This window comes from Terriglobia bacterium (assembly GCA_020072645.1).
In the GTDB taxonomy this organism is placed as follows: Bacteria; Acidobacteriota; Terriglobia; order Terriglobales; family Acidobacteriaceae; genus Angelobacter.
In genome coordinates, this window is sequence record JAIQGK010000022.1 from 1 (window position 1) to 21,814 (window position 21,814).

A 21,814-nucleotide genomic window follows, 5' to 3' on the forward strand; every position below is an offset into this window, starting at 1 on the left:
CAGGGGTTGACTACAAAGACTAATGCAGGGAAAGGGGAAGCGTCCCCTTCCCCTGCACCCCATCCCCTCAACCTAGTGGAAGAGAAAGTGTCAGGTATGTGCCCGGTCTAAAGTGTCAGGGATCTGCCCGGCTGTTCAGCTGAAGGACGCTGGCAGAGGGCTGTAAACCCTTTAACCACGAAGGAACACAAGGGGGACCTTGAGATCCTACGCCAATTTGGGCTGATCTGGGATGATCTGGGCTAAGTCCTTTGGAATCCTAATTGGGGCGCAGGGGGAGGTAAGATCGGATAAATCGGGGCATCGGGACATTAGGTGATGGGGTGATCTTGGACATCGGAAGCCGAACCTATCCGCTCCGGCTCCCTACGAACTCCCAATCAGCACGCCGGCCACAAAAACCAGTGTTCCGCCTAGCACCACCTGCAACGTCGCGGAAACCCACGGTGTTTCCATATAACGGTGGCGCACCCAGGCAATTGCGCCCAGCTCCGCCATTACCACGGCCACCGCGACGATAGTCGCAATTCGAAATGACGGTATTAGGAAGGGAAGCGTGTGGCCAATCCCGCCCAGCGTCGTCATCAAGCCGCAAACCAGCCCGCGCACCCACGGATGCCCGCGGCCGGTAAGGCTGCCGTCATCTGAAAGCGCTTCAGCAAATCCCATGCTGATGCCCGCGCCCAGTGAAGCTGCCAGTCCCACCAGAAAGGCAAAGTGCGATTCATGCCGGGCAAACGCGGCGGCAAAAACCGGCGCCAGCGTCGATACCGATCCATCCATCAGTCCGGCCAGCCCCGGCTGGACTATCTGGAGAACAAAAAGCCTGCGGCTGGCTTCATCTTCTTCGCGGCGCGTTCCGGCATCCAGCTTTTCCCGGCCCAGCTCTTCAGCCCGCAGCTCGTGCTCGCGCTCTTCCTGCGCCAGATCATTCAGCAACTGGCGGATGCTGGCGTCCTGCGTGCGCGATGCGGCCTTCTCATAAAACAGGCGCGTCTCCACTTCCAGCGTGGAAGCCTGCCGTCGCGCGGCTTCTGGACGCAGTTGCTGCGTCAGCCAGATTGCGCGGCGGGTCACCAATCCTCTCACGTCGCCTCGGCGGATCAGCGGTATGTGCTCCCCAAACTTTGCCCGGTAAAGATCAATCAGCCTGCGCCGATGCGTGGATTCCTCGTCGCGCATGCCTTCAAACATTGAGGCCGTTGCGGGAAAGTCTTTGCGGAAATTCTCGGCAAAATCGCTATAGACGCGTTCGTCCTCTTCCTCTAAACCGATCGCCAGGGCAAGTACTTCTTGTTCTGAAAGGCTTTCAAAGCTGCGCATAGGTCTTTAAGGGCCGGCGCGGCGCGCCGACTCAACTGGGCATTCTACTGCATTGAGTGAACAGCGGGGGCCTTTAGGCAGACGTTCATCGCGAAGCGATGAATTTAGAACCCAAACTGCACCACTACCGACATTTTTAGACCGGGTCCAATCCGCTCGCCCCTGATCTGCACCCCTTTAGGTGAGTTCCCATCTACAATCTGCCACGTACCTCCGTCGTGAAAATTCGCTTACTCAATCCGCACAACCCTCTCACTAACCTTGGGGAATTTTTCAAACACGGCGGGGTCATGGCCGGGTACGATTAGCCGGGGCGAAGCGGCGAGTTGTTTCATGCGGTCCTGGGCGCGGAGATTGGACGCCGCATCAAGCGTCTGGGCGATAGGCACGTGCTTTTCCAGGTTTTCATAAAGATACATGTTGTCGCTGGCCAGGATCACCGTGCCGCTTTTGGTGTTCACGCCCAGGTATTGCGACTGGAACGTATGCTTGCCGCCGGTATAGCAGGTAATGCCGGGAAGAATCTGCTGGGCGTCGCCATTAATCAGCGTAACGCGGCCCGCCAGGTTGAGCTTGACTGCGGCCAGCACGTCGTCTGGCTCAATGCCGCCATGAGTGCGCGGGCTCTGCCATGCTTCTCCTGTGTAATAGGTGTATTCATCTTTTTGCAGCCAGATGCGCGCCTTGGGAAAAAGGTCCATGCCGTCCGCGTGGTCCCAGTGCATGTGCGTGATCACCACGTCAGTAATGTCTTCTGGCGTGAGCGCGGGCTGGCCTGTGGGCATGATGCCGGGCTCGCCAATAGCTTCAGAAGCTTTGATGAAACTCTCCACCTTGAATTGCTTGAAGAATTGCGGACGATAGAAACCGGAATCGACCAGGATGTTATGGCCGTTGCCGCGGATGAGCCAGACCGTCATGGCGATGGAGAATTTTCGCTGCGGATCGGCGTCGGCAATGAGCGCGTTGACGGGAAAGTCTGGAATGGAAGCGTAGCGGATGGCAAAAACTTCATACACCGGCGCTGCGGAGGTCGCGGAAGAAGATGTTGGCGCGGATTTAGTCTGTGCTGCCTTCCCGGAGTTATCGGCACCGCGCGTGGACGAGGCCGGTGACTCCCAAAAGGCTGTGGCATAATCTACGGAACGATTTGCGAGGTTTCCTGGAGAAGTCTGTGCAATAGTGAAGAGACTTGAGACAAGAAACAGCGCTGCGGCAATCGATTTTGCTATCATCGGGCTCCATTTTGAGGCATGATCCGGAAATAAAGAAAGCTAAAACAACACTGCATGAATAGTTCTAAAATGTCGAGACTTCCCAAAGTCCCTTCATTATTGCGTCGCATCAGTTTCAGCTTTTTGCTGGGCTTTGCGCTGTTTGTACTGGGCGCGGGATTACAAGGCGTGTTGCAGCAGCGTGGCGTTACTCGCACCAATGCTTATGTGGATGACCTGGTGCTGGGAGTGCTGGCGGGTTTGCTGGCGTTTGCCTATGAGCATCGGCGATCGCGGGAACTGCGCCAGAAGCTGGCGGTGATTTCCGCCATGAACCATCACGTCCGCAATGCACTGCAAACCATTGCTTATGTGCCCTACACTGAGCAGGCCAAACAGATGTTGCTGATCCAGCAGTCAGTCAACAGGATCCAGTGGGCGCTCAATGAAATTTTGCCCGGAGAAGGGCTCGAAACCCAGAATTTCCCACCGGCAATCCCGTTAACCAGGAAAACGATGGAGACGGAGCCGCAGACAGGAACGTCGGGCAAAGGGTGAGTCGGGGGTTCTGCCAGTTGGAAAAATCTCTTTGCGCGGACGAAAGACATCTGGCCCTCGATCACGCGCCATTTTCACTCGCCAGTCTCTTTGCCGGCGCGCCCAGCAGCCTGTCAAACTCTCGCTTGCTCACGGCGTAACATTCGCAGGAGCGTTTCATCAGCCCGGCATGATCAAGGATTGTTACGTTGCCGCGTGTATAACGGATCAGCCCGGAGCGCTGCAGCTCGCCGGCGACAAGCGTTACGCCTGGCCTTTGTACACCAAGCATCATGGCCAGAAATTCCTGCGTGAGCGGAAAATCATTCGACTGCATTCGGTCATGCGTCATCAACAGCCAGCGGCAACAACGCCGCTCCAAAAGATGAAACGTATTGCAGGCGGCCGATTGCGCCACCTGGTTGAAGAATGCGTGGGCATAATGCAGCATGGCCGTTCGCAGGGAAGCGCTGCGTTTCATTTCCTGCAGGAAAATTTTTGCCTTCATCTGTAGTCCGTGGCCGGCCACCTGCATGTAAACACTCATGGGCGCTTGGCTGTCGCCGAATATCACGGGCAAGCCCACAATGCCTTCATTGCCAATGGTGCCAACCTCCGCCGCATCGCCGTTTCTCATGGTGTTGACCAGTGAAGCCACACCGGTCTCAATGAATTGGACAAATTCGATTGGCTGGTCCGCTTGATACAGCGACAGTTTGTATTTTAACTCTACTGGCTGGAGATGCCGGCGCAGGCGCGCATAGTCTTCCGCGGGCAAGAGATTCAGCAGGCGATTCTGTGGTCCGGATTGCGCGGTCTCAGATGCTGCGACCCTATGCTGGTTTTTCACCCGTTGTGTGGAAGCGCTTGGCATAATGATTCCCCCGATAGCGGCCTCCCGCGCTCGATTTCAAGGCTGACTAAAGTCTACCGAAAATCCATCTTCCCCGTCGCGGGAGCGGACTACCTGGTTGCCGGTCGCACTGGCCGCCTTGCCGTCTGCTCAGCTGCTTCGCCTTGTTCAGAACCACTTCTTTTTCTTGAAGTACAGCAGAGTGGCCACCGTGGTCAGAGACATCAAACCAACGGCGTACCAGGTTCCATATGGACTGTGTTGCCAGGGCAGCGGCAGGTTCATGCCAAAAAAGCCGGTGATAATCACCATGGGCAATGCAATGGTGCCCCAGATTGTCAAAACCTTCATGACCTCATTGGTGCGGTTGGCGACGGCGGAAAGATAAATATCCAGCGCGCCGCTGAGCAGGTCGCGGTAGGTCTCAATAAATTCCGTGGTGCGGACCACGTGGTCATAAACGTCGCGCAGGTAAGGATCGAACTTGTCAGAAAGCAGCCCGCCTTCTCGCCGGACCAGCGAGTTCACCACCTCACGCATTCCGCCGGCCGCGCGTCGAAACTCAATCAGGTTGCGCTTGAGCTTGAAAATCCGCGCCAGCACTCTTGGCTCAGGGCACTCCAACACAATCGATTCAATCTCTGAGGTTTCATCGGCAATGCGGTCCAGGACGGGAGAATATTCGTCCACAATCGTGTCCAGCAGGATGTAAAAAATCTTATCGACGTCAGTGACCTTGCTCTGCTCGGCCCGCACGCGGGCTTTCTCCAGAATGTCGGAATTCGGTTCATGCACGCTTACGATTTCGTTCTTCGTCAGGAAAAGGTCAAAGTCCTCAAAGGTAAATTCAGCGTCGTTACGCAGGTGCTTGAGCACGCAGAAGATGTAGGTCTCATATTCCTCCATCTTGGCTCGCTGCGGCCGGTGCCGGCAGTCTTCCACCTGCAACTCATGGAAACCAAAGCGCTCAGCCAGTTTGTCCAGCTCCAGGGAGTTGGGGTCAGAGACATCAAACCATGAAACTCCGGGCAGCTGTTGCTGTAGTGCGCTCATCTCAAGGAAGTATAGCTGGGGGGACGGGGCGCTCAGGCCAAAGCTGCTGCTCGTCGCGATTCAAAACAGCACCAGAGCTGCATTTTTGCTTAGTTCTACAACCTCTGGGCCGGGCCTTAGTTCTAACTGTTTAAGACAGTTTCCGCCGTATGGGGCTAACGGCCACTTTTTTAACCGACTCAAATTTTGGCGATCCTGAATAGATAAATGAGGCGATTCTTCCATCTCTGTTTGGTCTTGATCTTCACTTGTGGCCTTGCGTTCGCGCAGGCGCCGCCGCCCGGTGCGACAGAATCGTCCAGCGTAATAACCACGAATCTTACCGCTGATTCTTCATCCAGCGTTATGGCCATGGCTGAAGCGCCCTTGCTGCCTCAGCCCACCCGGCTTCAGCAGATGAAAAACATGATCAAGCTGCAGGTGAACCGCGCCATCGACGGGAACCCGTATCCTTCTCTCACTGAATGGCAGCCGCTCACCGCAAGGCAGAAATTCGACGTGTTTCTCCATAGCACGTATTCGCCGCGCACCTTTGCCAACGCTGCTATCGATCAAGCCGCCGACCGCGTTAAAGGCAAGCACCTGAACCGCGAATATGAAACCGGCTTCCGCGGCGTTGGCCAGCGTTATGGCATCAATCTGGCCACCAATGAAACGTACGTTTTCTTCCAGCGCTTTCTTTTTCCGACTTTGCTGAAGCAGGACCCCAGATATTTCCGTAATCCTGATCTGCCGTTCTTCCAGCGCGCCCTGTATGCCATGAGCCGCGTTCTGATTACCCGCACGGACAGCGGCGGCCAGACTTTCAATTCTTCGCGGATCCTCAGCATCGCCGCTTCACGCGCGGTCTCTGACCTTTACGTGCCTGGCGAGCGCCAGGGCATGCATCCTATTGCGGGCTGCGTTAGCTTCACTCTCTTGCGCGATGCCGGCGAGAACCTTCTGCATGAGTTCTGGCCTGACGTTCGCCGCAAATTCCTGCATCGCTAAAAGCCACGTCGAAGCCGAAGCCTCAAAAACGCATCGCTAATTATCAAGCCTTACCTTCTGGCCCGAACAATGACAGCAGATGGCCATCCACGTCTCTGAAGTGGACTGCCCAGTCGGTCGGCGTTACTTGCCGCGGCTCGCTCAGAAATGCCACGCCTTTGTCGGCCAGCGCTTTGTGTGTGGCCCGCAGATTGTCCACCCCGAATGAGACTTCAACCGCTTCCGCCAGCGGCGTCGCATTCATGTGCCGTGGACTCAGACCCAGCATCACGCTTCCGCATTGCAGCAGAGCAAGGGCGGGCTCCTGCATGATTACTTTGAGTCCCAGCTTGTCTTTATAAAAACCAATCGCTGCTGGAAGGTCGCGCACACCCAGCATAATGGCCGCGATCCGCGAAATCTGGACTGGTTCCCCCATGAAAGCCTCCTGTCTCATCTGATATAGTTAGCAAGGCTAATTAAACTGCCCTGGTGGCATTGGTCAAGCAAATAGTTAGCCTGGCTAAATAAATAACAATTCAATGGCAAAGCTGAATAAAGTTGAAGAATTGGCGGATCGCCTGCACAGCACTGCCATCCATTTGCTGCGCCAGGCCCGCGTACAGGACACGGCCACTGGACTTGCCCCGGCCCGCCTGTCGGCGCTTTCCGTCCTGGTCTTTGGCGGCCCCATGTCCCTGAATAAACTCGCCACAGCCGAGCAGGTGCGTCCCCCTACCATGAGCCGCATTATTGACGCCCTGGAATCGGCAGAACTGGTTCGCCGTACCGTGGACCAGCAGGACCGCCGCGCCGTGGTGCTTGAGGCCACGGAGAAAGGGGCGGCCATCCTGTGGCAGGGACGCAAGCGGCGCGTAAAATTTCTGGCCAAACACCTCTCCCGGCTGAGTGAAGAGGAACGCAAGAAAATTGGCGACGCCATCACCGCAATCCAGAAAGCCATGCCCCGTCAACCTTGATAAGATAGCCATTCCCTTGAGGTCTTAATCCTTCATGCTGACTCTTTCATCTTCCCGCGCGCGGCTTACGCTCTCCATACTTATCTTTCTCACAATTTCAGCCATCAACCTTCAGGCACAGAGGCTGCCCCAAACGGTTGTTCCCACTCATTACAAGCTATTGCTCGATCCCAACATCGGCCAGCAGAAGTTCACCGGTGAAGAGCACATCAACGTGCATGTGCAGCAGCCCACCACTGAGATCGTGCTGAATTCGATGGGACTGGAAATCTCCATGGCGGAAGCGCTACCGGGATTCGATATGTCCGCCCTGCCCGCGCAGGTCACGTATGACCAGCTCAATGAAATGGTGCGGCTCGTTTTTGCCAAGCCTGTGCCTAAAGGCGCAATCGTCCTGCATCTAAAATTTTCCGGCAAGCTTACCGCTGGTTTGCGCGGGCTGTATCTCAGCAAGTCAGCCAAGCGGCAATATGCCGTCACGCAGTTTGAAGGCACTTACGCGCGCATGATGTTTCCCGGTTTTGATGAGCCCGGCTTCAAAGCCACGTTCGATCTTTCTGTCATCGCGGACAAGGGCGACACGGCCATTTCCAACGGCCGCATCGTAAAAGACGAGCCTCTGGCCGGCTCTACGCGGCACAAGATCACGTTTTCAACCTCTCCCCGTATGTCCACGTATCTTGTTGCGCTCGCAATCGGCGACTGGCAATGCCTGGAGCGCACCGTCGACGGAGTCCTGATTCGTGTCTGCGCCGAGCCCGATAAAAAGCAGTATGGCCAGTTTGCGCTGGAAGCAGCCGCGCGGTCCGTCCATTTCTATAACCAGTGGTATGGCATCAAGTATCCGTTTGAAAAGCTCGATATGCTGGCCATCCCTGATTACGAGTGGGGTGGCATGGAAAATACAGCTTCCATTTTCTATCGCGATACCGCGCTGCTTATGGATGAAAAGACTGCTTCGGTTTTCAGCAAGCGCGGACACGCAACCGTCGTTGCCCATGAAATCGCTCACCAGTGGTTTGGTGATCTGGTGACCGCCGCGTGGTGGGATGACATCTGGCTCAATGAAGGCTTTGCCACATGGATGGAGCGCAAGCCGATTCGGGCGTGGCATCCGGAGTGGCATCTTGAGGACGATGAAGCAGGCACGGCGCAACGCATCATCGGGCTCGATTCGTTAAGCGCCGCGCGGGCCATCCATGGCGATCCGCGCACTTCGGCTGAGATCAAGGAAATGTTTGACGGCATCACCTATCAAAAGGGCGGGGCCGTACTCGGCATGTTGGAGTCTTACGTCGGGCCGGACGTCTTCCGCAATGGCGTGAACGCTTACCTGAAAGCGCACGCCAACGGCAATGCCACGTCGGCGGATTTCTGGCAGGCCGTGGCAAAAGTTTCCGGCAAACCCGTTGACAAAATTATGCCGACCTTTGTGATGCAGCCCGGCGTGCCGCTGGTGACGGTGAGTGGGAGCTGTTCAAACGGCAAGCAGACGCTGGAACTTTCGCAGCAGCGATTTCTTTTATCGTCATCCGGAGCCGGCGCAAAGCAGGGCCAGGTCTGGTCGATTCCCATCTGCACCAAAGCTGCAACCAGCACGGGATCGTCCTGCTATCTTCTCGACAAACAAAGCGCGCGTTTTGCCACAAACACTTGCCCCGGATGGCTTTTTACCAATCGCGATGCCAAAGGCTATTACCGCGTGTTCTATCAGGATCAAAAAAATCTGATGGACGTGGCCGCGGCGGCGGAAAAAGACCTGAGCGTTCCGGATCGTATCGCATTTGTTGAAGATCTCTGGGCGATGGTGCGTGCCGGCAAAGAGCCGGTAGGGATTTTCATGAACGTCGCTCGCGACTTGCGGCCCGAGCGCAATCGGCCGGTCGTTGAGATCATCGCTGATCATATGAACACCATCGGTCGCTCGCTGGTGCCGGAGCAAGATCAAAAGGAGTTTCGCGAACGGGTGCGGCAGCAGTTTGGGCCGCTGGCGAAAGAAGTTGGATGGAACGCCGGCACAAATGATAGCGACGAGCAAAGAGCTCTTCGTGCCAGCCTGTTGGGAATCCTGGGTGACGCGGGCGATCCTGATGCCGTCGCCGCGGCACAGAAAATTACGCAGGCTTATATAAAGGACCCAGGCGCAGTGGAAGGCACCATTATTGGCCCGGCGCTTGCCATTGCCGCAGAAAATGGCGATGCCGCGCTCTATGAACAGTTCACGCAAGCCATGGCCAGCGCGCGCAGCACTGAAGATTATTACCACTTTCTTTTCGCGCTTACCTCTTTCCGCCAGCCTGAGTTAGCGCAGCGGACACTGGCTCTCATCGACCAGGGCAAGATCCGCCAGCAGGATTATGTACGGCTGTTCCCGGCATTGCTGGCTAAATCTCCAGGGCGTGAGATCGCCTGGGACTACCTGAAAGCTCACTGGGATTCGCTGGCTGAGAAGGTCACGTCTTTCGGCGGCAGCGGCGCTGTTTCCGCGCTGGGCGGATTTTGCTCGATCGAGAAGCGGGACGAGATCAAGCAGTTTTTTGCCACGCATCATGCACCCGGTGCAGAACGCGCGCTGCAGCAGAGCCTGCAACGGATCACAAGCTGCGTCGAGTTCAAGCAGCAGCAATCTGAAAATATGCAAAAGTTTTTACACCAGGCGCCGTAAGAGAACTGGATTGATCAACAGATGGGTACCTCCGTGCTTGGCGCAACGCCCGCATTGTCTGATAAATTCGCAGCACAGAGCCACAAAAAATGACGGCAGAACGCGGGCAGCAAATTCCGGAAAAGCAGCTCTCAGTGCGCATCCAGCACGGCGGTCCTGAGCTGGTTGATCAGATCGCGGGCGAGTGGCGCCGCCTCTGTGACGAATCCGGCGACGAAGAGGTTTTCTACCGTCCGGAATGGGCGCAAGCCTACTTGCAGGCCTTTGATCCCGAGGCTCATGTCATCCTTATCTCCGCGTGGGCGGGTGAGCGGTTACGAGGTATCCTGCCTCTGGTTCGCCGACGGATCATTGTTAGTGGCCTTCCCATCGTCAAGCTCACGCTTCCTGCCAACGTACATTCTTTGCGCGCCAGCCTCACGGTTTGTCCCGGAGAAGAAGGCGCAGCTGTGCTCCAGGCGCTATGGCAAGCCGCAAAAAGCCTGCCGCAATGGGATACTTTGGACGTCGCCAATGTGGTGGAAGGCAGCGGCTTGGATCGCCTGGTCGCGCTGGCGCAGGCGGATGGATATCGCGCCGCGCGCAAACGCACTTCGCAAACTTTGTACCTGCCGATCATCAATACAGTAGGCGCTTCGACGCCAGAGAAATCCGGGGCGCAGCCACCATGGCTCGCTGGAACTCGGCCCAAGTTTCGTTCGCACCTGAGGCGGGCAAAGCGTCAATTGGAAGAGCAGGGAACGCTGGAGCTGAAGCACTATAACGCGGCTGATCCTGCAGCGCTGGAAAAGTTTTACGCCCTGGAAGCTTCCGGCTGGAAGGGAGCGGAAGGCACGGCGATAAATTGTCTTCCACACACGCGCCAGTTTTATGACGGTGTGGCACAAGCCGCGGCGCGCGATGGCTATCTCTCGCTGGATTTTCTTGAGCTGAATGGCAAGCCCATTGCCGGGCATTTTGGCTTCAATCTGCGCGGACGGTATTTTCTGGCCAAGGCCGGTTATGACGAAACTTTTCGCCGCCACGGTCCCGGCCAGTTGCTGGTAAATGAAATTCTTAGCCAGACGCGTGAGCGTGGCCTGCACGAGTTTGATTTCGTCGGCCCAGCCACTTGGGACGAGAGCCGGTGGGCTTCCGCGCGACGCACCAGCTATCGTGTATTCATCTTCCGCAAAGGATGTTATGGTGCGTTGCTGTATGTGGCCCGCATCACTGCGCGCGACACTGTGCGCAAGCTGCTGGGCAAGCATGATGATGAAAGCGCGCCGCTGGAACTGAAATCCAAACCGCAGGGCAGCGAGAAAGAGTCCGCGGCGGACGCCGAAAGCAAATAACAAATGGCTGCACAGCCCGACATCTCGCCGGTGTTTGTTGAAGGGCTGGATATTTCCGCTTACGGCATCACGCGCAGCGTAGGACGCCACGGTGTGCCGGTGTATGCGCTCAATGACAAGCTGCGCGATCCCTTGCGCTACTCGAAGTATGTCCGCGAATGCTTTGTCTATCCCGACGATCCCACACAGCCGCGAGCTTACTCCGGTGACAGCGTGGCCAATGAGGATGTGCTGTGCCGGCTGATGCTGCAATGGGCTGAGCCCTTTGGGCGCAAGCCGGTCTTGTTTGCGACCTCTGACTGGTTCGCCCGTTTCTTGTCGCATCGCCAGGCAGAGCTGAAAGACCGGTTTCTGTTTCACTGGGTGCCGACCGATCTGTTCTCCACCATAGTGGATAAAGGATCCATGGTTCAATTCTGCGAGCGCACCGGAATAAAAGTTCCGCGAACACATATCACCCGCGCTGAAGATGACATGACGCAGATAGCGCGGGATTTCGTGTATCCATCTTTGATTAAGCCAATTCATCGCTACACCGCGGGCTTTCCTGTGGAGTCGGCCAAGGTACTGGTGGCGCAGAATGCGCAGGAAGCGCAGGATTTTTTTGCTCGCTATCCGCAGATGAAAGGCGCCACGCTGATGCAGGAACTCATTGAAGGCGATGACGACCAGGTCTTCCAGTACACGGCGCTGGTCAACACTCAGGGTGAGATCGCGGCGTATTCCACAGTGCGCAAGCTGCGGCAATATCCTGCTGGTTACGGCAGCATGTGCTACGGGCAAACGGAATACAATGAAGCCTTGGAGCTCGTCGGGCGCAAGTTGATTCTGGCTCTGGGATATTGCGGCCTGGGATCGCTGGAGTTCAAGTATCGCCACAAAGATAGCGGTTACTACTTCATTGAAATGAACACGCGCCTCCCCTGGTACAACGGCCTTTTTGCCGATGCAGGCGTGAACCTGCCGTATCTCGCGTATCTCGACCTGGCAAGCGGACTCTCCGCGCATAACGCTACTGGTTACGCTCCTCCGCAACAGCGCGACGGAACAACCTGGGTCGGTTATCACAACTACGCCTCCTGTTTCCGCGCAATAAAACACCAGCGTTCCATCAGCCGCATGACTTTTCTCGGTCACGTTGCTCGATCGAAATCTTACGGCTGGTGGAACTGGGCCGATCCCAAGCCGTTTCTTGCCTCAAGTGTTCTGGCCGCAAGGCGCGCAGCAGGGTGCGTCTTGCGAAAGGTCAGATTGCGATGACTATAAGTGATCACTGGATAAAGAGATGAGAAGGTCTAAAGGTCCTTTCATCGAAAAGTAACATTCTCTTCACCGTACTTCCACACAGCCCTGCTATCCCTTGAACCGTGGCGCGATGGTCCCCCCGATCACGCTCAACTGATCGCCAGCCAGCGCACGCCGCCAATCCTAAATATCTGGAGCTATCAATGTCGCACGTCAAACGTTTCGGCATGCTGGGCGCATTTGCCCTGTTGTTCACCGTCGGCCACTTGGCTGCCGGCGCGGAAGATGGCAAAGACGGAATCAAGACCGTTTTCGTGATCGCCATGGAAAATCACAATTGGACCCAGCCCGCCAACCAGTTCAGCGGCAATATCCAGCAGATCTTTCAGAACCCGGCTGCGCCGTTCATCAACAGCCTGGTGAACGGAAATGCGACTGCCGTCATTAATGGCCGCCAGGTCAATATCAGTGAGCAGACGTCTTTTGCCACGAACTATCGCAACGTTCTGGCTATCGCGGCCGGGGCCAATCCCCACATTCACCCATCTGAGCCCAACTATCTCTGGGCGGAAGCCGGCACGAACTTTGGCGTCTTCAATGACAATGATCCCTTTTCTCCCGCGAGTGGCACGGGACAGATCAGCAATCAGGACAATCAACTGCACCTTACGCGTCTGTTTGACCAATGCGGGGTGAGCTGGAAGTCGTATCAGGAAGACATTGACCTGGTCCCGGACGGAAGCTCCTTCGACAACATCGTTCTGCCCCAGAGTCAATGGACTTCGCCGGTCAAAAGCCTCTCCGGAAACTTTGTCAACGGCGTCAATGAATTCAACGGCTCGACGCAGTTCAATTACGCAGTCAAGCACAATCCCATGGCCTTTTTTACTGATAGCAGCGGCGGCAACGATACCACCACCGCCAATCCAAAGCGCCTGAACTTTGCTCCCCTGCAGCAGTTGTTCGTCGATCTGGCCAGCAACAACGTAGCCCAATACAACTTCATCAGCCCGGACCAGTTCAATGATCAACACACCACCTTGGCCTCTGGCTTCAAAGGGCTGACCGGCGATCCGGCAAAGATCCTGCAGGGCGACTTTTTCCTGCAGCAGGTCATTCCCGTGATCATGGCTTCAAAGGTCTACCAGGACCACGGCGCGATCATCCTGTGGTGGGACGAGTCCGAGCAGGACGGCGTCCCCGGCGACAACCCGGACGACCTGACGCACACAGTGCCCGAGATCGTCATTTCTCCCCTGGCTCACCCCAATGTGGGCGGCTCTCCCTTTGCCAGTGACGTGTTCCTCACTCACTCGTCCGATCTGCGCAGCATGCAGGAAATCTTTCACGTGACCAACCCGTTCTTCCTGGGTGATGCCGTACACGCTAACGATCTTTCCAGCCTGTTTGCAGAAGGCGCAATCCCCCAACGCGGCGGCAATGATGGCGACAGGGGTAACGGTACTTGCGGAAGAGACTAGCAGTTTGATCTCGAAGCGAAGCGAGAGATCCCTATCGGTTCTACAGCCGGTAGGGATTTTTGCTTTACCGACGTTGGCTCTTCTCCGTGTCTCGCTGACCCGTGGTGAGATTTTTGGGTTTTCCGATCACGGCGATTCCGTGCGATGTCGGCGATCCCGGCGATTTTCGCCCCTCCCCCCTCCTTTTTCGAGTTTTTGTTGCAAACAAAAGGCTTCCGCCATTCGACGCTTGGGCCACGCTTGGGCGATCCTTGGGCCACGCTTGGGCCACCCAAGGGCCACCCAAACCCAAACCCAAACCCAAACCCAAACCCAAACCCAAACCCAAACCCAAACCCCAACCGGCAGAGGGTCGCAAGAACTTCCCCAGGTTTGGCTGACGGCTGAGTGCTGACTGCTAGATTTTCAAAGACCATGCGCACTTCGGCGCTGCCGCAAGATAGCTGATTCTTTGTAGCGAATCAATAGCGAATAAGGACATTGGCCTAATTCGTATGACTGAGAATCCGGCGCCACCCATTCTTCTGACCTGCGTACCATGCAGGAAATCTTCCGCACCGGCGGCCCGTTCCTGGGTGATGCAGCCAGCGTCATCGACCTGTCTGACTTGTTCGATTACGGCGCATTCTCCAGAGGGCTGCATGAAGAGGGTAAGGATCAGTAACTCAAAGTGAAAACTCTTATCTGCGCAGAGATCCTAAAGAATTGACGATCTCTGCGTTCTTCATTTCCGCCGCGGCTGAGCACTTGCGTTAGAGTAATTGCGCCTCCCAATAGCCGCGACGTCGGATATCGGCGGTATCTCCTATCTTTGATTGCACCATTTTGTGCAATTCAGGCGAACTTTCACTTAGAAAGTCCCTTAAGCCGTTAATCGCGTCCATCGCGTTTCTTATAGCTGGCCGCTCTTCATTTGGATCGAAATTACCTGAATGTGCTTCAACTAGTTCCTCATTCTCCCTTGCTTTCTCTACAGCATCGAACCAATCTGCATTCGGGACAAAGTACTCCCCCCGTGTCCAATAAAACAACGCTTCTCTGATCACAGCGCGCACCCGGCCCAGTGCTTGAGAACATGCGTCCACCAAATCCTGATACTGCTCCCATTCAGACGAAAATTCCTTGCGAATGTCAGATACTTCTTTAGCATCTTTAGCAGCGTAAAGGCGCTTCAACTCAAGATCTTTCTTGCTGCTCTCTTCTTCAAGCTCGATATTAAGGGCTTTCGCTGCATCGCGCTCTTTCTCTACCCTGTGCATCTCTTCTATCTTGACCACTTTGGGCTTCGGAAGGCCGTCGAGCACAGAAGCCAAATTCTTGTAGAAGACCTCCTTCTTCAGGTCCCAACGCTCGATCGGAACCGGATGATCGACCAATGGGGATAGTCTTGTATATAAAGCGCTCGCGGTTGCAGGATCAGTGAGCTTGCGGCATTGCATGCCCGTTAGCGCGCCCCGCAAATCCTTAAAATCAACAGGAGGAATCAAGATGGGGAAGAAATTCTTCGCAAGAACCCAGACGGCACCCAACTCACACATGCAAAAGGCGCTGGAGTAATAGTTTTCTGAGATTAAAGCAATAACGGTGTTACAGGTAAGCATTTTGGCTCTGATAAACTCCCTTGAAATCGGGCGTGCCCTCAGGGATGCCGAGTCCTTCGAGCGAAGTGCAAAAGACTTCATGATGTCCTAAACCAATTCCTGTTTCGATCAGTGTTTGAATTGTGTCCGCTAATGTCTTGTCCGCAACTGCATGGCTAATAAAGACCTTGCTCATAGGGCACTCCGTAGCGAAGGCCTGGCCCCGAGCAATACATGCACCAGTCAAGCATCAGCTTCGCCGCTCATCGATTATAGCTACGAATTTTTCATTGCAGTGTCATGCGCCGGGCCCGCCCCGCTGTCCCAACAGCCCGCTCTCATTTATACTTGCTGGTTTCGCAAACCGACGGCGGCGCTGCTGACAAACCGCCTTCAACTCGCATCTAAGCTGTTGAACAGGAACACACTGAATATGAAGATTCTGGTCTGCATGAAGCAGGTCCCGCAAAAAGACGCGCCACTCAAACTGAATGAAAGCGGCACATGGATCCGCGACGACGTTTCTTATGAAGTCAACGAGCCGGACGCTTTCGCCCTGGAAGAAGCGTTGCGGCAAAAGGAAAAGCACACCGGCGAAGTTGTGGTTATCACCGCCGGGCCTGCGCGTTCGCAACAGGTGCTCAGGGAAGGCCTTGCCAAGGGCGCGGACCGCGCCATTCATCTTGAAGACAACGGCTTTGTCGGCCTGGACGCATTCAACATGGCCAAGGCCTTCGTCGCCGCCATTAAAGATGAAAAATTCGATCTCATCTTTACCGGCCTGCAATCGGACGACTACGGCTATGCCCAGACCGGCGTGATCATGGCGGAGCTTCTGGGCTGGCCGCACGCCACCATCATCATGGAAATCCAGAAATCGGATAGCGGCATCAAGGTCAAGCGCGAGCTTGAATCCGGCTTCTTCCAGCATGTAAGCATGCCGCTCCCGGCGGTGCTGACCATTCAATCCGGCATCAACAAGCTGCGTTATGCCACGCTGCTGGGCATCAAGCAGGCCAAGAACAAGCCGCTGCGCAAAGTCACCATGGACGAAGTAAAGTCCGCGCTGGGTGACAATCTGCAGAAGATTGAAAAGCTTTACGTGCCGCAGAAAACCAAGAAGACTGAGATGCTTGAAGGTTCGCCGGGCGAGATCGCCAAAAAGCTGGTGGACAAGCTGCGGAACGACGTGCGCGTAATCTGATCCGGCAAATTTCGTTTTAAGGAGCGCCCCATGGAACGCATGGAATATGACCCTGAAGGCGGAGATTATAAGCCAATAACCGAACATGAAACGGGTTCAACGTTTTTGGTATTGGGCCTCATCATGCTCATTGCAGGTGTCGGCTGGATGCTATACGTCAGCTGGGACATCCGCGCCGGCGGCGGCCTCATGGAGGGCCTCTTCGCCGCCGATGTAGTCATTGCTCTGGGTTTACTCATCCTTGGATTTATCAAAAAGAAACGGCAAATAAACTAGATGGCAGACACAATTCTTGTAATTGCTGAACAACGTGAAGGCAAGCTGAACCGCGTTTCCATGGAGACGATTGCGGCTGCGCAGGCCATCGCCGCTGAAATCGGAGCGACGGTTGAAGCCGCGCTCTTTGGCAGCGGCATCGCCGGCATTGCCACCGAAATTGCTGCGAAAAAACTGGCCAAAGTAACCGTCATCGATTCGCCCAAACTGGCCAAGTATGAACCCGATGGCGTCGTTGCGGCGCTCAAAGACTTCATCAATCAGAAGAAACCCACGCTGGTGCTGATGCCGCACACCTATCAGGTGCGCGACTTTGCTCCGCAACTGGCTACCGCATTGCAGCGCACACTCATCAGTGACGCCATCGGCTTCCGTAAAGATGGTGACAAGCTGGTCTTTACCCGCCAGATGTTCCAGGGCAAATTTGCCGCCGACGTTTCTTTTGCGTGCCCCGCGCCGCATTTTGTTACCTTCCAGGCCGGCGCGTTCCGTGGCGACAAAGCTGAAGCCGGCGCATCCGCCGCTCCGGTTGAAACCGTAAACGCCAATATTGCCGATGGTGTCCAGCGCAACCAGCCTGAAGATCCTTTCAAAGAAGCCAAGCAGGCCGTCGATCTCACGCAGGCAGAGATCATTGTTTCTGTCGGTCGCGGAATCAAAGAGCAGAAAAACATCGAACTGGCCAAAGCTCTGGCAGATGCTCTCGGCGGCGAGATTGCCGCGTCGCGTCCCATCTGCGACTCCGGCTGGCTCCCCATGGACCGCCAGATTGGCAGCTCCGGCCAGACCGTTTCTCCCAAACTCTATCTTGCTGTCGGCATCAGTGGCGCCATTCAGCACATTGTCGGGATGAAAGGATCGCGCAGCATCATCGCTATTAATAAAGATGCTGAAGCGCCCATCTTTGAAATCGCCGACTTCGGCGTTGTGGGAAACCTGTTTGACATTCTGCCCGCGCTGACTGAAGAAGTGAAGAAAGCCAAAGCTGGTGGATAGGATTCACCGCAAAGTGCGCCAAGGACGCGAAGGAAATCTGGTTTTCAGTTCTCAGCGAATTGCGCGTCGAGTTGTCAACATCCAAGGTCTACCTGCGACTTTCTTCCTTTGCGCTCTTCGCGTCCTTTGCGGTGAAGATTTTGATCGCAATTAAGGGTAACGATGATTTACTTCCGTAAACCTCTAGAGAACGTCGAGCGTCCGCAGATGGAATCGGACGTAACCATTGTTGGCGGCGGCCCCGCTGGCCTCGCCTGCGCGCTGCGTCTTTCGCAGTTGATCGATCGCCATAACCGCCGCAATCCTGAAGCGCCGCTGAGCAAGGAAAACATTAATGTGGTGGAGAAGGCCCGTGAGCTCGGCCAGCACTCGCTTTCCGGCGCGCTGCTTGATCCCCGCTCCATGAACGAGCTTCTTCCCGGCTGGCGCAGTGAAGCGCCGCTCGATGCTGAAGTCACGCATGAAGACGTTTACTTCCTTACGGAAAAAGGCGAGCACCGCCTGCCCCTAACGCCGCCGCCCTTGCAGGACCATGGCAACTACGTGATCTCCATCAACCGCTTTGTGAAATGGCTGGGAGAAAAAGTTGAGCAGGCCGGCATCACCGTCTTCACCGGCTTTGCTGGATCAGAACTTCTTACTGAGGGCGATCACGTCATCGGCATTCGCACGGATGATAAAGGCGTGGACAAGCACAACCAGAAGAAATCCAACTTCGAGCCCGGCTATGACGTGAAGTCCAAGATTACGGTGCTGGCGGAAGGCCCGCGCGGATCGCTGACCAAGCAACTCGTCGCCAAATACGATTTGCAGAAAGGTCTGAACCCGCAGGTTTACGGCATTGGCGTGAAAGAGCTGTGGGAAGTGCCTTCCGGCGCAATCAAAAAAGGCCAGGTCATTTACGCCACGGGCTGGCCGCTCACCACCAAAGAATACGGCGGCGGCTGGCTGTACGGATCGAAAGACAACATCGTCTCGCTCGGCTACGTTACCAGCCTCGACTATCAGGACCCGCGTCTAGATCCCCAGCGCGTTCTGCAGGATTTCAAACAGCATCCTCTCATCGCGAGCCTGCTGCGTGGCGGCAAGATGATCCGCTATGGCGCAAAGACTTTCCCCTATGGCGGATGGCTCTCCATGCCGCCTCTGGCCGGTAATGGCTGGATGATCGTCGGCGACTCCGCCAGCTTCCTGAACTCGCAGCGTCTCAAAGGCATTCACCTGGCCATCAAGAGCGGCATGCTCGCCGCGGAAACCGCATTCGACGCGCTGCTCCGCAACAATTTCAGCGCGGCCCAGCTCAGCCACTACAAAGAGAGCGTTGACTCAAGCTGGATCAAAGACGAGCTATGGGAAGTGCGTAACTTCCATCAGGGCTTTGAGAATGGTCTGGTCTCCGGCATGATGCACACGGCCTTGCAGCAGCTCACCGGCGGACGCGGCCTGCATGAGGTTTATCCCGCGCACGCCGGCCACACGCGCATGAAGCATCTTGACCAGCTTCCGGCCGACGGCGGCAATCGCGCTCATCTGCTCGGCAAAGCCAAGGGTGACGGCAAGCTTACTTTCGACAAACTTACCGATCTCTACCACTCCGGCACTAAGCATGAAGAAGATCAGCCGTCGCATCTGATCATCCATGACACCAATATTTGCAACACGCGTTGTGTCACGGAGTTCGGCAACCCTTGCCAGAATTTCTGCCCCGCCAATGTTTATGAAATGGAAGAAGACGCTTCAGCCCCTAAGGGCAAAGTGATCCATCTGAATCCTTCGAACTGCGTGCACTGCAAGACCTGCGACATCATGGACCCTTACGAAATCATCACCTGGGTTCCGCCGGAGGGTGGCGGCGGCCCGAATTATGATGGGATGTGATCGTGGGCAAGAAAGTTCGTTACGACCTTGCTGTTATTAGCTATATCGATATCCTGGGCTTTCGAAATTTGATTGAGACGAAAAGCGCTGGGGAGATTTCAAGAGTAGTCCGAAAGCTCAAGGAGAGAACAAAGCCAGACAAAGAAGAGTCTCGATATCATGGAATGAAATTCTTCAACTTTTCCGATACAGCGATCCGAATAACTCCAGTTATTAACCCTAAAAGTGAGCATAGCAGGGGCAATCTTTTTTGGGAGCTACTCGCGCTGGTACACGTCCAATACTTACTAATCCTCGAAAAAATAATTGTGCGTGGTGCGGTGTCTATAGGGGAAATAGTGAAAAGTTGGGGAGTTGTATATGGTCCAGGTCTGGTTAGCGCCTACGAAACGGAACAGAGAGCGTCCAGTCCAAGAATAATCGTCGATCCAGCGGTGTTTAAGCACCTGCGGATGAATCCCGCTCTTTGGGTTCACGATTATACAGAGGAGCACAAAGGTGTAATGAATCTTTTATGCAAAGACGAGGACGGTAAGCTTTTTATAGACTATCTTCGCTCGATCGAGAGCGAGATGGACACTCCGGAGGTTCACTATCCCCGATTTATTCGGACGCATGCTGATCTAATAGCGGAAGGGCTTATTCGATACCGATTGAACCGCGATGTTGTACGCAAATTTAAATGGTTGCAAAAGTACCATAATTCCACAGTACGGAACCGTTTCGGAAAAGGTGTCAACCGAACTCTATTGGTTTGAAATCCGGAGTTGAATTTCTGGTTTGGACCAGGAGAGCACGCGAAGACCACAGTCGAGACTGAGAGCATGTGCTTTGCCGCTGGCGATCTCGCGGGAAACTTCGCGGCAGGCGCATTTGAAGACGGCAATTTCATTGGCACAGCCGGTTTCTCTCGACGCCCAAATAACAAAGAACATTACAAAGAACACGTGAAAGGTGCTTACGTCAGCCCGGGCCAGCGCGGAAGGTATACGAAAGGCGCTGATGCACGAGATCATCACCTGTGTTCCACCCGAAGGCGGTGGCGGCCCGAATTACGATGGCATGTAAGAAAAGAAGCCTTTAGCTCTTAGCCATTAGCTTTTGATCTTAGATAACACTGCTTTAGCTAAAGTTAAGAGCTAAGTCGATGGCTGCGGCTCTCAATGTTTTTTCAAATTCTCGAACCGCTCCGCATCTCTCATTCTGAGCCATGCGGTAGCCTGTTGTTGCTGCTTTGTGATTTCTTTTTCCGTGAGATGGGTGGCAACCTCGCGCAACTTTTCTTCCGCGCCCGGTACCTTGCGCTTGATCGCGATGAGATACCAGAAATAAGCGTTTTTCTGCGCATCGTGGGCCCCGGACGCCAATTCCAGCCGTGCCGTATCCATGTAGCCGTCGGGAACTGCCCGGAAAGCGGCTTCCTTGTAATACCCCAGGGCTTCGCGCAGGTTTTTTGACTGTCCCAGCCCTTGCTCGGCCATACGTCCCAGTACCATATAGGAAAAATCCGTCCGGGATTTCTTGCACCACGATTTTGCCTTGGCATAGTCCTGCGGCACGCCTTTTCCCGTGGCATAGAGCTGGCACAACTGGTAACGCGAACGTTCGTTGTACCACATCTCATCCTCCTGCTCGGCAAGCTCCCGGTATAAGCTCACCGCCCCCGGCAGGTCCTGCGGGATCTCGTCGCCTTTGTTATACAACTGCGCCAGTTGGAATTTGCTGATGTTCATACGCTGATGCAATTCCTGAATGATTTGCTTCAGCGCCTCTGTGGCTTGGGCGTCGCCTTTGCGTGACGCCACCATCATCCATGTGGCGGCATCGTTGAGGTTTGCTTCAACACCTTCTCCGTTGTAATAAGAGATGGCAATGTTATAAATGGCTTCAGGCGAGTTCTGTTTCGCGGCCTTCCGATACCAGCGTATTGCTTCTTCCCTGTCTCCTTGCACGCCCCGGCCCTGCGCGTACATCACGCCCAGGCTGTTTTGCGCCTGCGCATTGCCCTGTTCCGCGGACTTGCGGAACCACTCGACCGCCTTGGCATAATCCTGCGGCACGTCCTTTCCATCTTCGTAGGCGCGCCCGAGTTCGACCTGCGCCTGGGCCTCGCCAGCTTCTGCCCGCTGGGTTAGCGCAGCCACGGAAGCGATCGTGCCCTGTCCGTAGGCGGTCAGAACAGCAACGATGAGCATCAAGAATAGGGAGACGATAGCTTTCATCGCG

General features: G+C 55.3%; 21 protein-coding genes. 13 read left to right on the plus strand and 8 right to left on the minus strand.

The window, feature by feature from the left end; all coding sequences use genetic code 11:
* Positions 1-366: 366 nt before the first annotated feature.
* The gene (locus tag LAO76_24820) at positions 367-1,323 is read right to left on the minus strand and encodes a rubrerythrin (GenBank protein ID MBZ5494160.1); all 957 of its coding nucleotides are present in this window, start codon (positions 1,321-1,323) and stop codon (positions 367-369) included.
* Between the two features lie 230 nt (positions 1,324-1,553).
* Positions 1,554-2,558 (minus strand): N-acyl homoserine lactonase family protein, encoded by a 1,005-nt coding sequence (locus tag LAO76_24825; protein ID MBZ5494161.1) that lies wholly within the window; start codon positions 2,556-2,558, stop codon positions 1,554-1,556.
* Between the two features lie 69 nt (positions 2,559-2,627).
* Here LAO76_24825 and LAO76_24830 point away from each other — a divergent pair, with 69 nt between their 5' ends.
* Complete coding sequence (locus tag LAO76_24830) at positions 2,628-3,095, plus strand: hypothetical protein (protein ID MBZ5494162.1); 468 nt, start codon at positions 2,628-2,630, stop codon at positions 3,093-3,095.
* 61 nt (positions 3,096-3,156) lie between these two features.
* Here the strand turns inward: LAO76_24830 and LAO76_24835 are convergent, their stop codons facing one another.
* Both LAO76_24835 and corA read right to left on the minus strand, forming a co-directional pair.
* A complete protein-coding gene (locus tag LAO76_24835; GenBank protein ID MBZ5494163.1) occupies positions 3,157-3,948 on the minus strand; it encodes a Crp/Fnr family transcriptional regulator in 792 nt (263 codons plus the stop codon).
* A gap of 147 nt (positions 3,949-4,095) precedes the next feature.
* Complete coding sequence (gene corA, locus LAO76_24840; GenBank protein MBZ5494164.1) at positions 4,096-4,980, minus strand: magnesium/cobalt transporter CorA; 885 nt, start codon at positions 4,978-4,980, stop codon at positions 4,096-4,098.
* Positions 4,981-5,187: 207 nt separating this feature from the next.
* On the opposite strand from corA, the gene LAO76_24845 reads away from it, so the two are divergent.
* Positions 5,188-5,970, plus strand: coding sequence for a hypothetical protein (locus tag LAO76_24845; GenBank protein MBZ5494165.1), 783 nt, complete (start codon positions 5,188-5,190; stop codon positions 5,968-5,970).
* A 43-nt stretch (positions 5,971-6,013) separates the two neighbouring features.
* On the opposite strand, the gene LAO76_24850 is transcribed toward LAO76_24845, so the two are convergent.
* On the minus strand, positions 6,014-6,388 hold the full coding sequence (locus LAO76_24850) for a VOC family protein (GenBank protein ID MBZ5494166.1): 375 nt from the start codon (positions 6,386-6,388) through the stop codon (positions 6,014-6,016).
* A gap of 103 nt (positions 6,389-6,491) precedes the next feature.
* Here LAO76_24850 and LAO76_24855 point away from each other — a divergent pair, with 103 nt between their 5' ends.
* The 5 genes from LAO76_24855 (at position 6,492) to LAO76_24875 (ending at position 13,654) form a co-directional block, all read left to right on the plus strand.
* On the plus strand, positions 6,492-6,929 hold the full coding sequence (locus tag LAO76_24855; protein ID MBZ5494167.1) for a MarR family transcriptional regulator: 438 nt from the start codon (positions 6,492-6,494) through the stop codon (positions 6,927-6,929).
* A gap of 34 nt (positions 6,930-6,963) precedes the next feature.
* Positions 6,964-9,594 carry a M1 family metallopeptidase gene (locus tag LAO76_24860; protein ID MBZ5494168.1) on the plus strand — a complete coding sequence of 877 codons (2,631 nt, stop codon included), beginning with the start codon at positions 6,964-6,966 and terminating at the stop codon, positions 9,592-9,594.
* Positions 9,595-9,683: 89 nt separating this feature from the next.
* Positions 9,684-10,928 carry a GNAT family N-acetyltransferase gene (locus LAO76_24865; protein MBZ5494169.1) on the plus strand — a complete coding sequence of 415 codons (1,245 nt, stop codon included), beginning with the start codon at positions 9,684-9,686 and terminating at the stop codon, positions 10,926-10,928.
* 3 nt (positions 10,929-10,931) lie between these two features.
* Entirely contained in the window at positions 10,932-12,188 is a 1,257-nt protein-coding gene (locus LAO76_24870; protein ID MBZ5494170.1) for a hypothetical protein, read from the plus strand.
* A gap of 188 nt (positions 12,189-12,376) precedes the next feature.
* Positions 12,377-13,654 carry an alkaline phosphatase family protein gene (locus tag LAO76_24875; protein MBZ5494171.1) on the plus strand — a complete coding sequence of 426 codons (1,278 nt, stop codon included), beginning with the start codon at positions 12,377-12,379 and terminating at the stop codon, positions 13,652-13,654.
* Between the two features lie 752 nt (positions 13,655-14,406).
* Here LAO76_24875 and LAO76_24880 read toward each other — a convergent pair.
* Together LAO76_24880 and LAO76_24885 are read right to left on the minus strand one after the other, a co-directional pair.
* Positions 14,407-15,255, minus strand: a complete 849-nt coding sequence (locus tag LAO76_24880; GenBank protein MBZ5494172.1) for a hypothetical protein — start codon at positions 15,253-15,255, stop codon at positions 14,407-14,409.
* Positions 15,242-15,430, minus strand: coding sequence for a hypothetical protein (locus LAO76_24885; protein MBZ5494173.1), 189 nt, complete (start codon positions 15,428-15,430; stop codon positions 15,242-15,244). The genes LAO76_24880 and LAO76_24885 overlap by 14 nt, the downstream gene beginning before the upstream one ends.
* Before the next feature lie 237 nt (positions 15,431-15,667).
* On the opposite strand from LAO76_24885, the gene LAO76_24890 reads away from it, so the two are divergent.
* From LAO76_24890 to LAO76_24915, 6 genes are all read left to right on the plus strand, one after another.
* On the plus strand, positions 15,668-16,438 hold the full coding sequence (locus LAO76_24890; protein MBZ5494174.1) for an electron transfer flavoprotein subunit beta/FixA family protein: 771 nt from the start codon (positions 15,668-15,670) through the stop codon (positions 16,436-16,438).
* A 30-nt stretch (positions 16,439-16,468) separates the two neighbouring features.
* Positions 16,469-16,714 carry a hypothetical protein gene (locus LAO76_24895; protein ID MBZ5494175.1) on the plus strand — a complete coding sequence of 82 codons (246 nt, stop codon included), beginning with the start codon at positions 16,469-16,471 and terminating at the stop codon, positions 16,712-16,714.
* Positions 16,715-17,710: an electron transfer flavoprotein subunit alpha/FixB family protein gene (locus LAO76_24900; GenBank protein MBZ5494176.1), complete on the plus strand. Its 996-nt coding sequence runs from the start codon at positions 16,715-16,717 to the stop codon at positions 17,708-17,710.
* Positions 17,711-17,872: 162 nt separating this feature from the next.
* Positions 17,873-19,588, plus strand: coding sequence for an electron transfer flavoprotein-ubiquinone oxidoreductase (locus LAO76_24905; protein MBZ5494177.1), 1,716 nt, complete (start codon positions 17,873-17,875; stop codon positions 19,586-19,588).
* A gap of 2 nt (positions 19,589-19,590) precedes the next feature.
* Positions 19,591-20,346: a hypothetical protein gene (locus LAO76_24910; GenBank protein ID MBZ5494178.1), complete on the plus strand. Its 756-nt coding sequence runs from the start codon at positions 19,591-19,593 to the stop codon at positions 20,344-20,346.
* 196 nt (positions 20,347-20,542) lie between these two features.
* On the plus strand, positions 20,543-20,656 hold the full coding sequence (locus LAO76_24915) for a 4Fe-4S dicluster domain-containing protein (protein MBZ5494179.1): 114 nt from the start codon (positions 20,543-20,545) through the stop codon (positions 20,654-20,656).
* 92 nt (positions 20,657-20,748) lie between these two features.
* Here LAO76_24915 and LAO76_24920 read toward each other — a convergent pair whose 3' ends face one another.
* On the minus strand, positions 20,749-21,810 hold the full coding sequence (locus LAO76_24920; GenBank protein ID MBZ5494180.1) for a sel1 repeat family protein: 1,062 nt from the start codon (positions 21,808-21,810) through the stop codon (positions 20,749-20,751).
* Positions 21,811-21,814: the final 4 nt, after the last annotated feature.

Excerpts from the sequence above, each read along its gene's own strand:
- LAO76_24820 (MBZ5494160.1), bottom strand. The coding sequence starts at position 1,323 with ATGCGCAGCTTTGAAAGCCTTTCAGAACAAGAAGTACTTGCCCTGGCG.
- LAO76_24825 (MBZ5494161.1), bottom strand. The coding sequence starts at position 2,558 with ATGATAGCAAAATCGATTGCCGCAGCGCTGTTTCTTGTCTCAAGTCTC.
- LAO76_24830 (MBZ5494162.1), top strand. The coding sequence starts at position 2,628 with ATGTCGAGACTTCCCAAAGTCCCTTCATTATTGCGTCGCATCAGTTTC.
- LAO76_24835 (MBZ5494163.1), bottom strand. The coding sequence starts at position 3,948 with ATGCCAAGCGCTTCCACACAACGGGTGAAAAACCAGCATAGGGTCGCA.
- corA (MBZ5494164.1), bottom strand. The coding sequence starts at position 4,980 with ATGAGCGCACTACAGCAACAGCTGCCCGGAGTTTCATGGTTTGATGTC.
- LAO76_24845 (MBZ5494165.1), top strand. The coding sequence starts at position 5,188 with ATGAGGCGATTCTTCCATCTCTGTTTGGTCTTGATCTTCACTTGTGGC.
- LAO76_24850 (MBZ5494166.1), bottom strand. The coding sequence starts at position 6,388 with ATGGGGGAACCAGTCCAGATTTCGCGGATCGCGGCCATTATGCTGGGT.
- LAO76_24855 (MBZ5494167.1), top strand. The coding sequence starts at position 6,492 with ATGGCAAAGCTGAATAAAGTTGAAGAATTGGCGGATCGCCTGCACAGC.
- LAO76_24860 (MBZ5494168.1), top strand. The coding sequence starts at position 6,964 with ATGCTGACTCTTTCATCTTCCCGCGCGCGGCTTACGCTCTCCATACTT.
- LAO76_24865 (MBZ5494169.1), top strand. The coding sequence starts at position 9,684 with ATGACGGCAGAACGCGGGCAGCAAATTCCGGAAAAGCAGCTCTCAGTG.
- LAO76_24870 (MBZ5494170.1), top strand. The coding sequence starts at position 10,932 with ATGGCTGCACAGCCCGACATCTCGCCGGTGTTTGTTGAAGGGCTGGAT.
- LAO76_24875 (MBZ5494171.1), top strand. The coding sequence starts at position 12,377 with ATGTCGCACGTCAAACGTTTCGGCATGCTGGGCGCATTTGCCCTGTTG.
- LAO76_24880 (MBZ5494172.1), bottom strand. The coding sequence starts at position 15,255 with ATGCTTACCTGTAACACCGTTATTGCTTTAATCTCAGAAAACTATTAC.
- LAO76_24885 (MBZ5494173.1), bottom strand. The coding sequence starts at position 15,430 with ATGAGCAAGGTCTTTATTAGCCATGCAGTTGCGGACAAGACATTAGCG.
- LAO76_24890 (MBZ5494174.1), top strand. The coding sequence starts at position 15,668 with ATGAAGATTCTGGTCTGCATGAAGCAGGTCCCGCAAAAAGACGCGCCA.
- LAO76_24895 (MBZ5494175.1), top strand. The coding sequence starts at position 16,469 with ATGGAACGCATGGAATATGACCCTGAAGGCGGAGATTATAAGCCAATA.
- LAO76_24900 (MBZ5494176.1), top strand. The coding sequence starts at position 16,715 with ATGGCAGACACAATTCTTGTAATTGCTGAACAACGTGAAGGCAAGCTG.
- LAO76_24905 (MBZ5494177.1), top strand. The coding sequence starts at position 17,873 with ATGATTTACTTCCGTAAACCTCTAGAGAACGTCGAGCGTCCGCAGATG.
- LAO76_24920 (MBZ5494180.1), bottom strand. The coding sequence starts at position 21,810 with ATGAAAGCTATCGTCTCCCTATTCTTGATGCTCATCGTTGCTGTTCTG.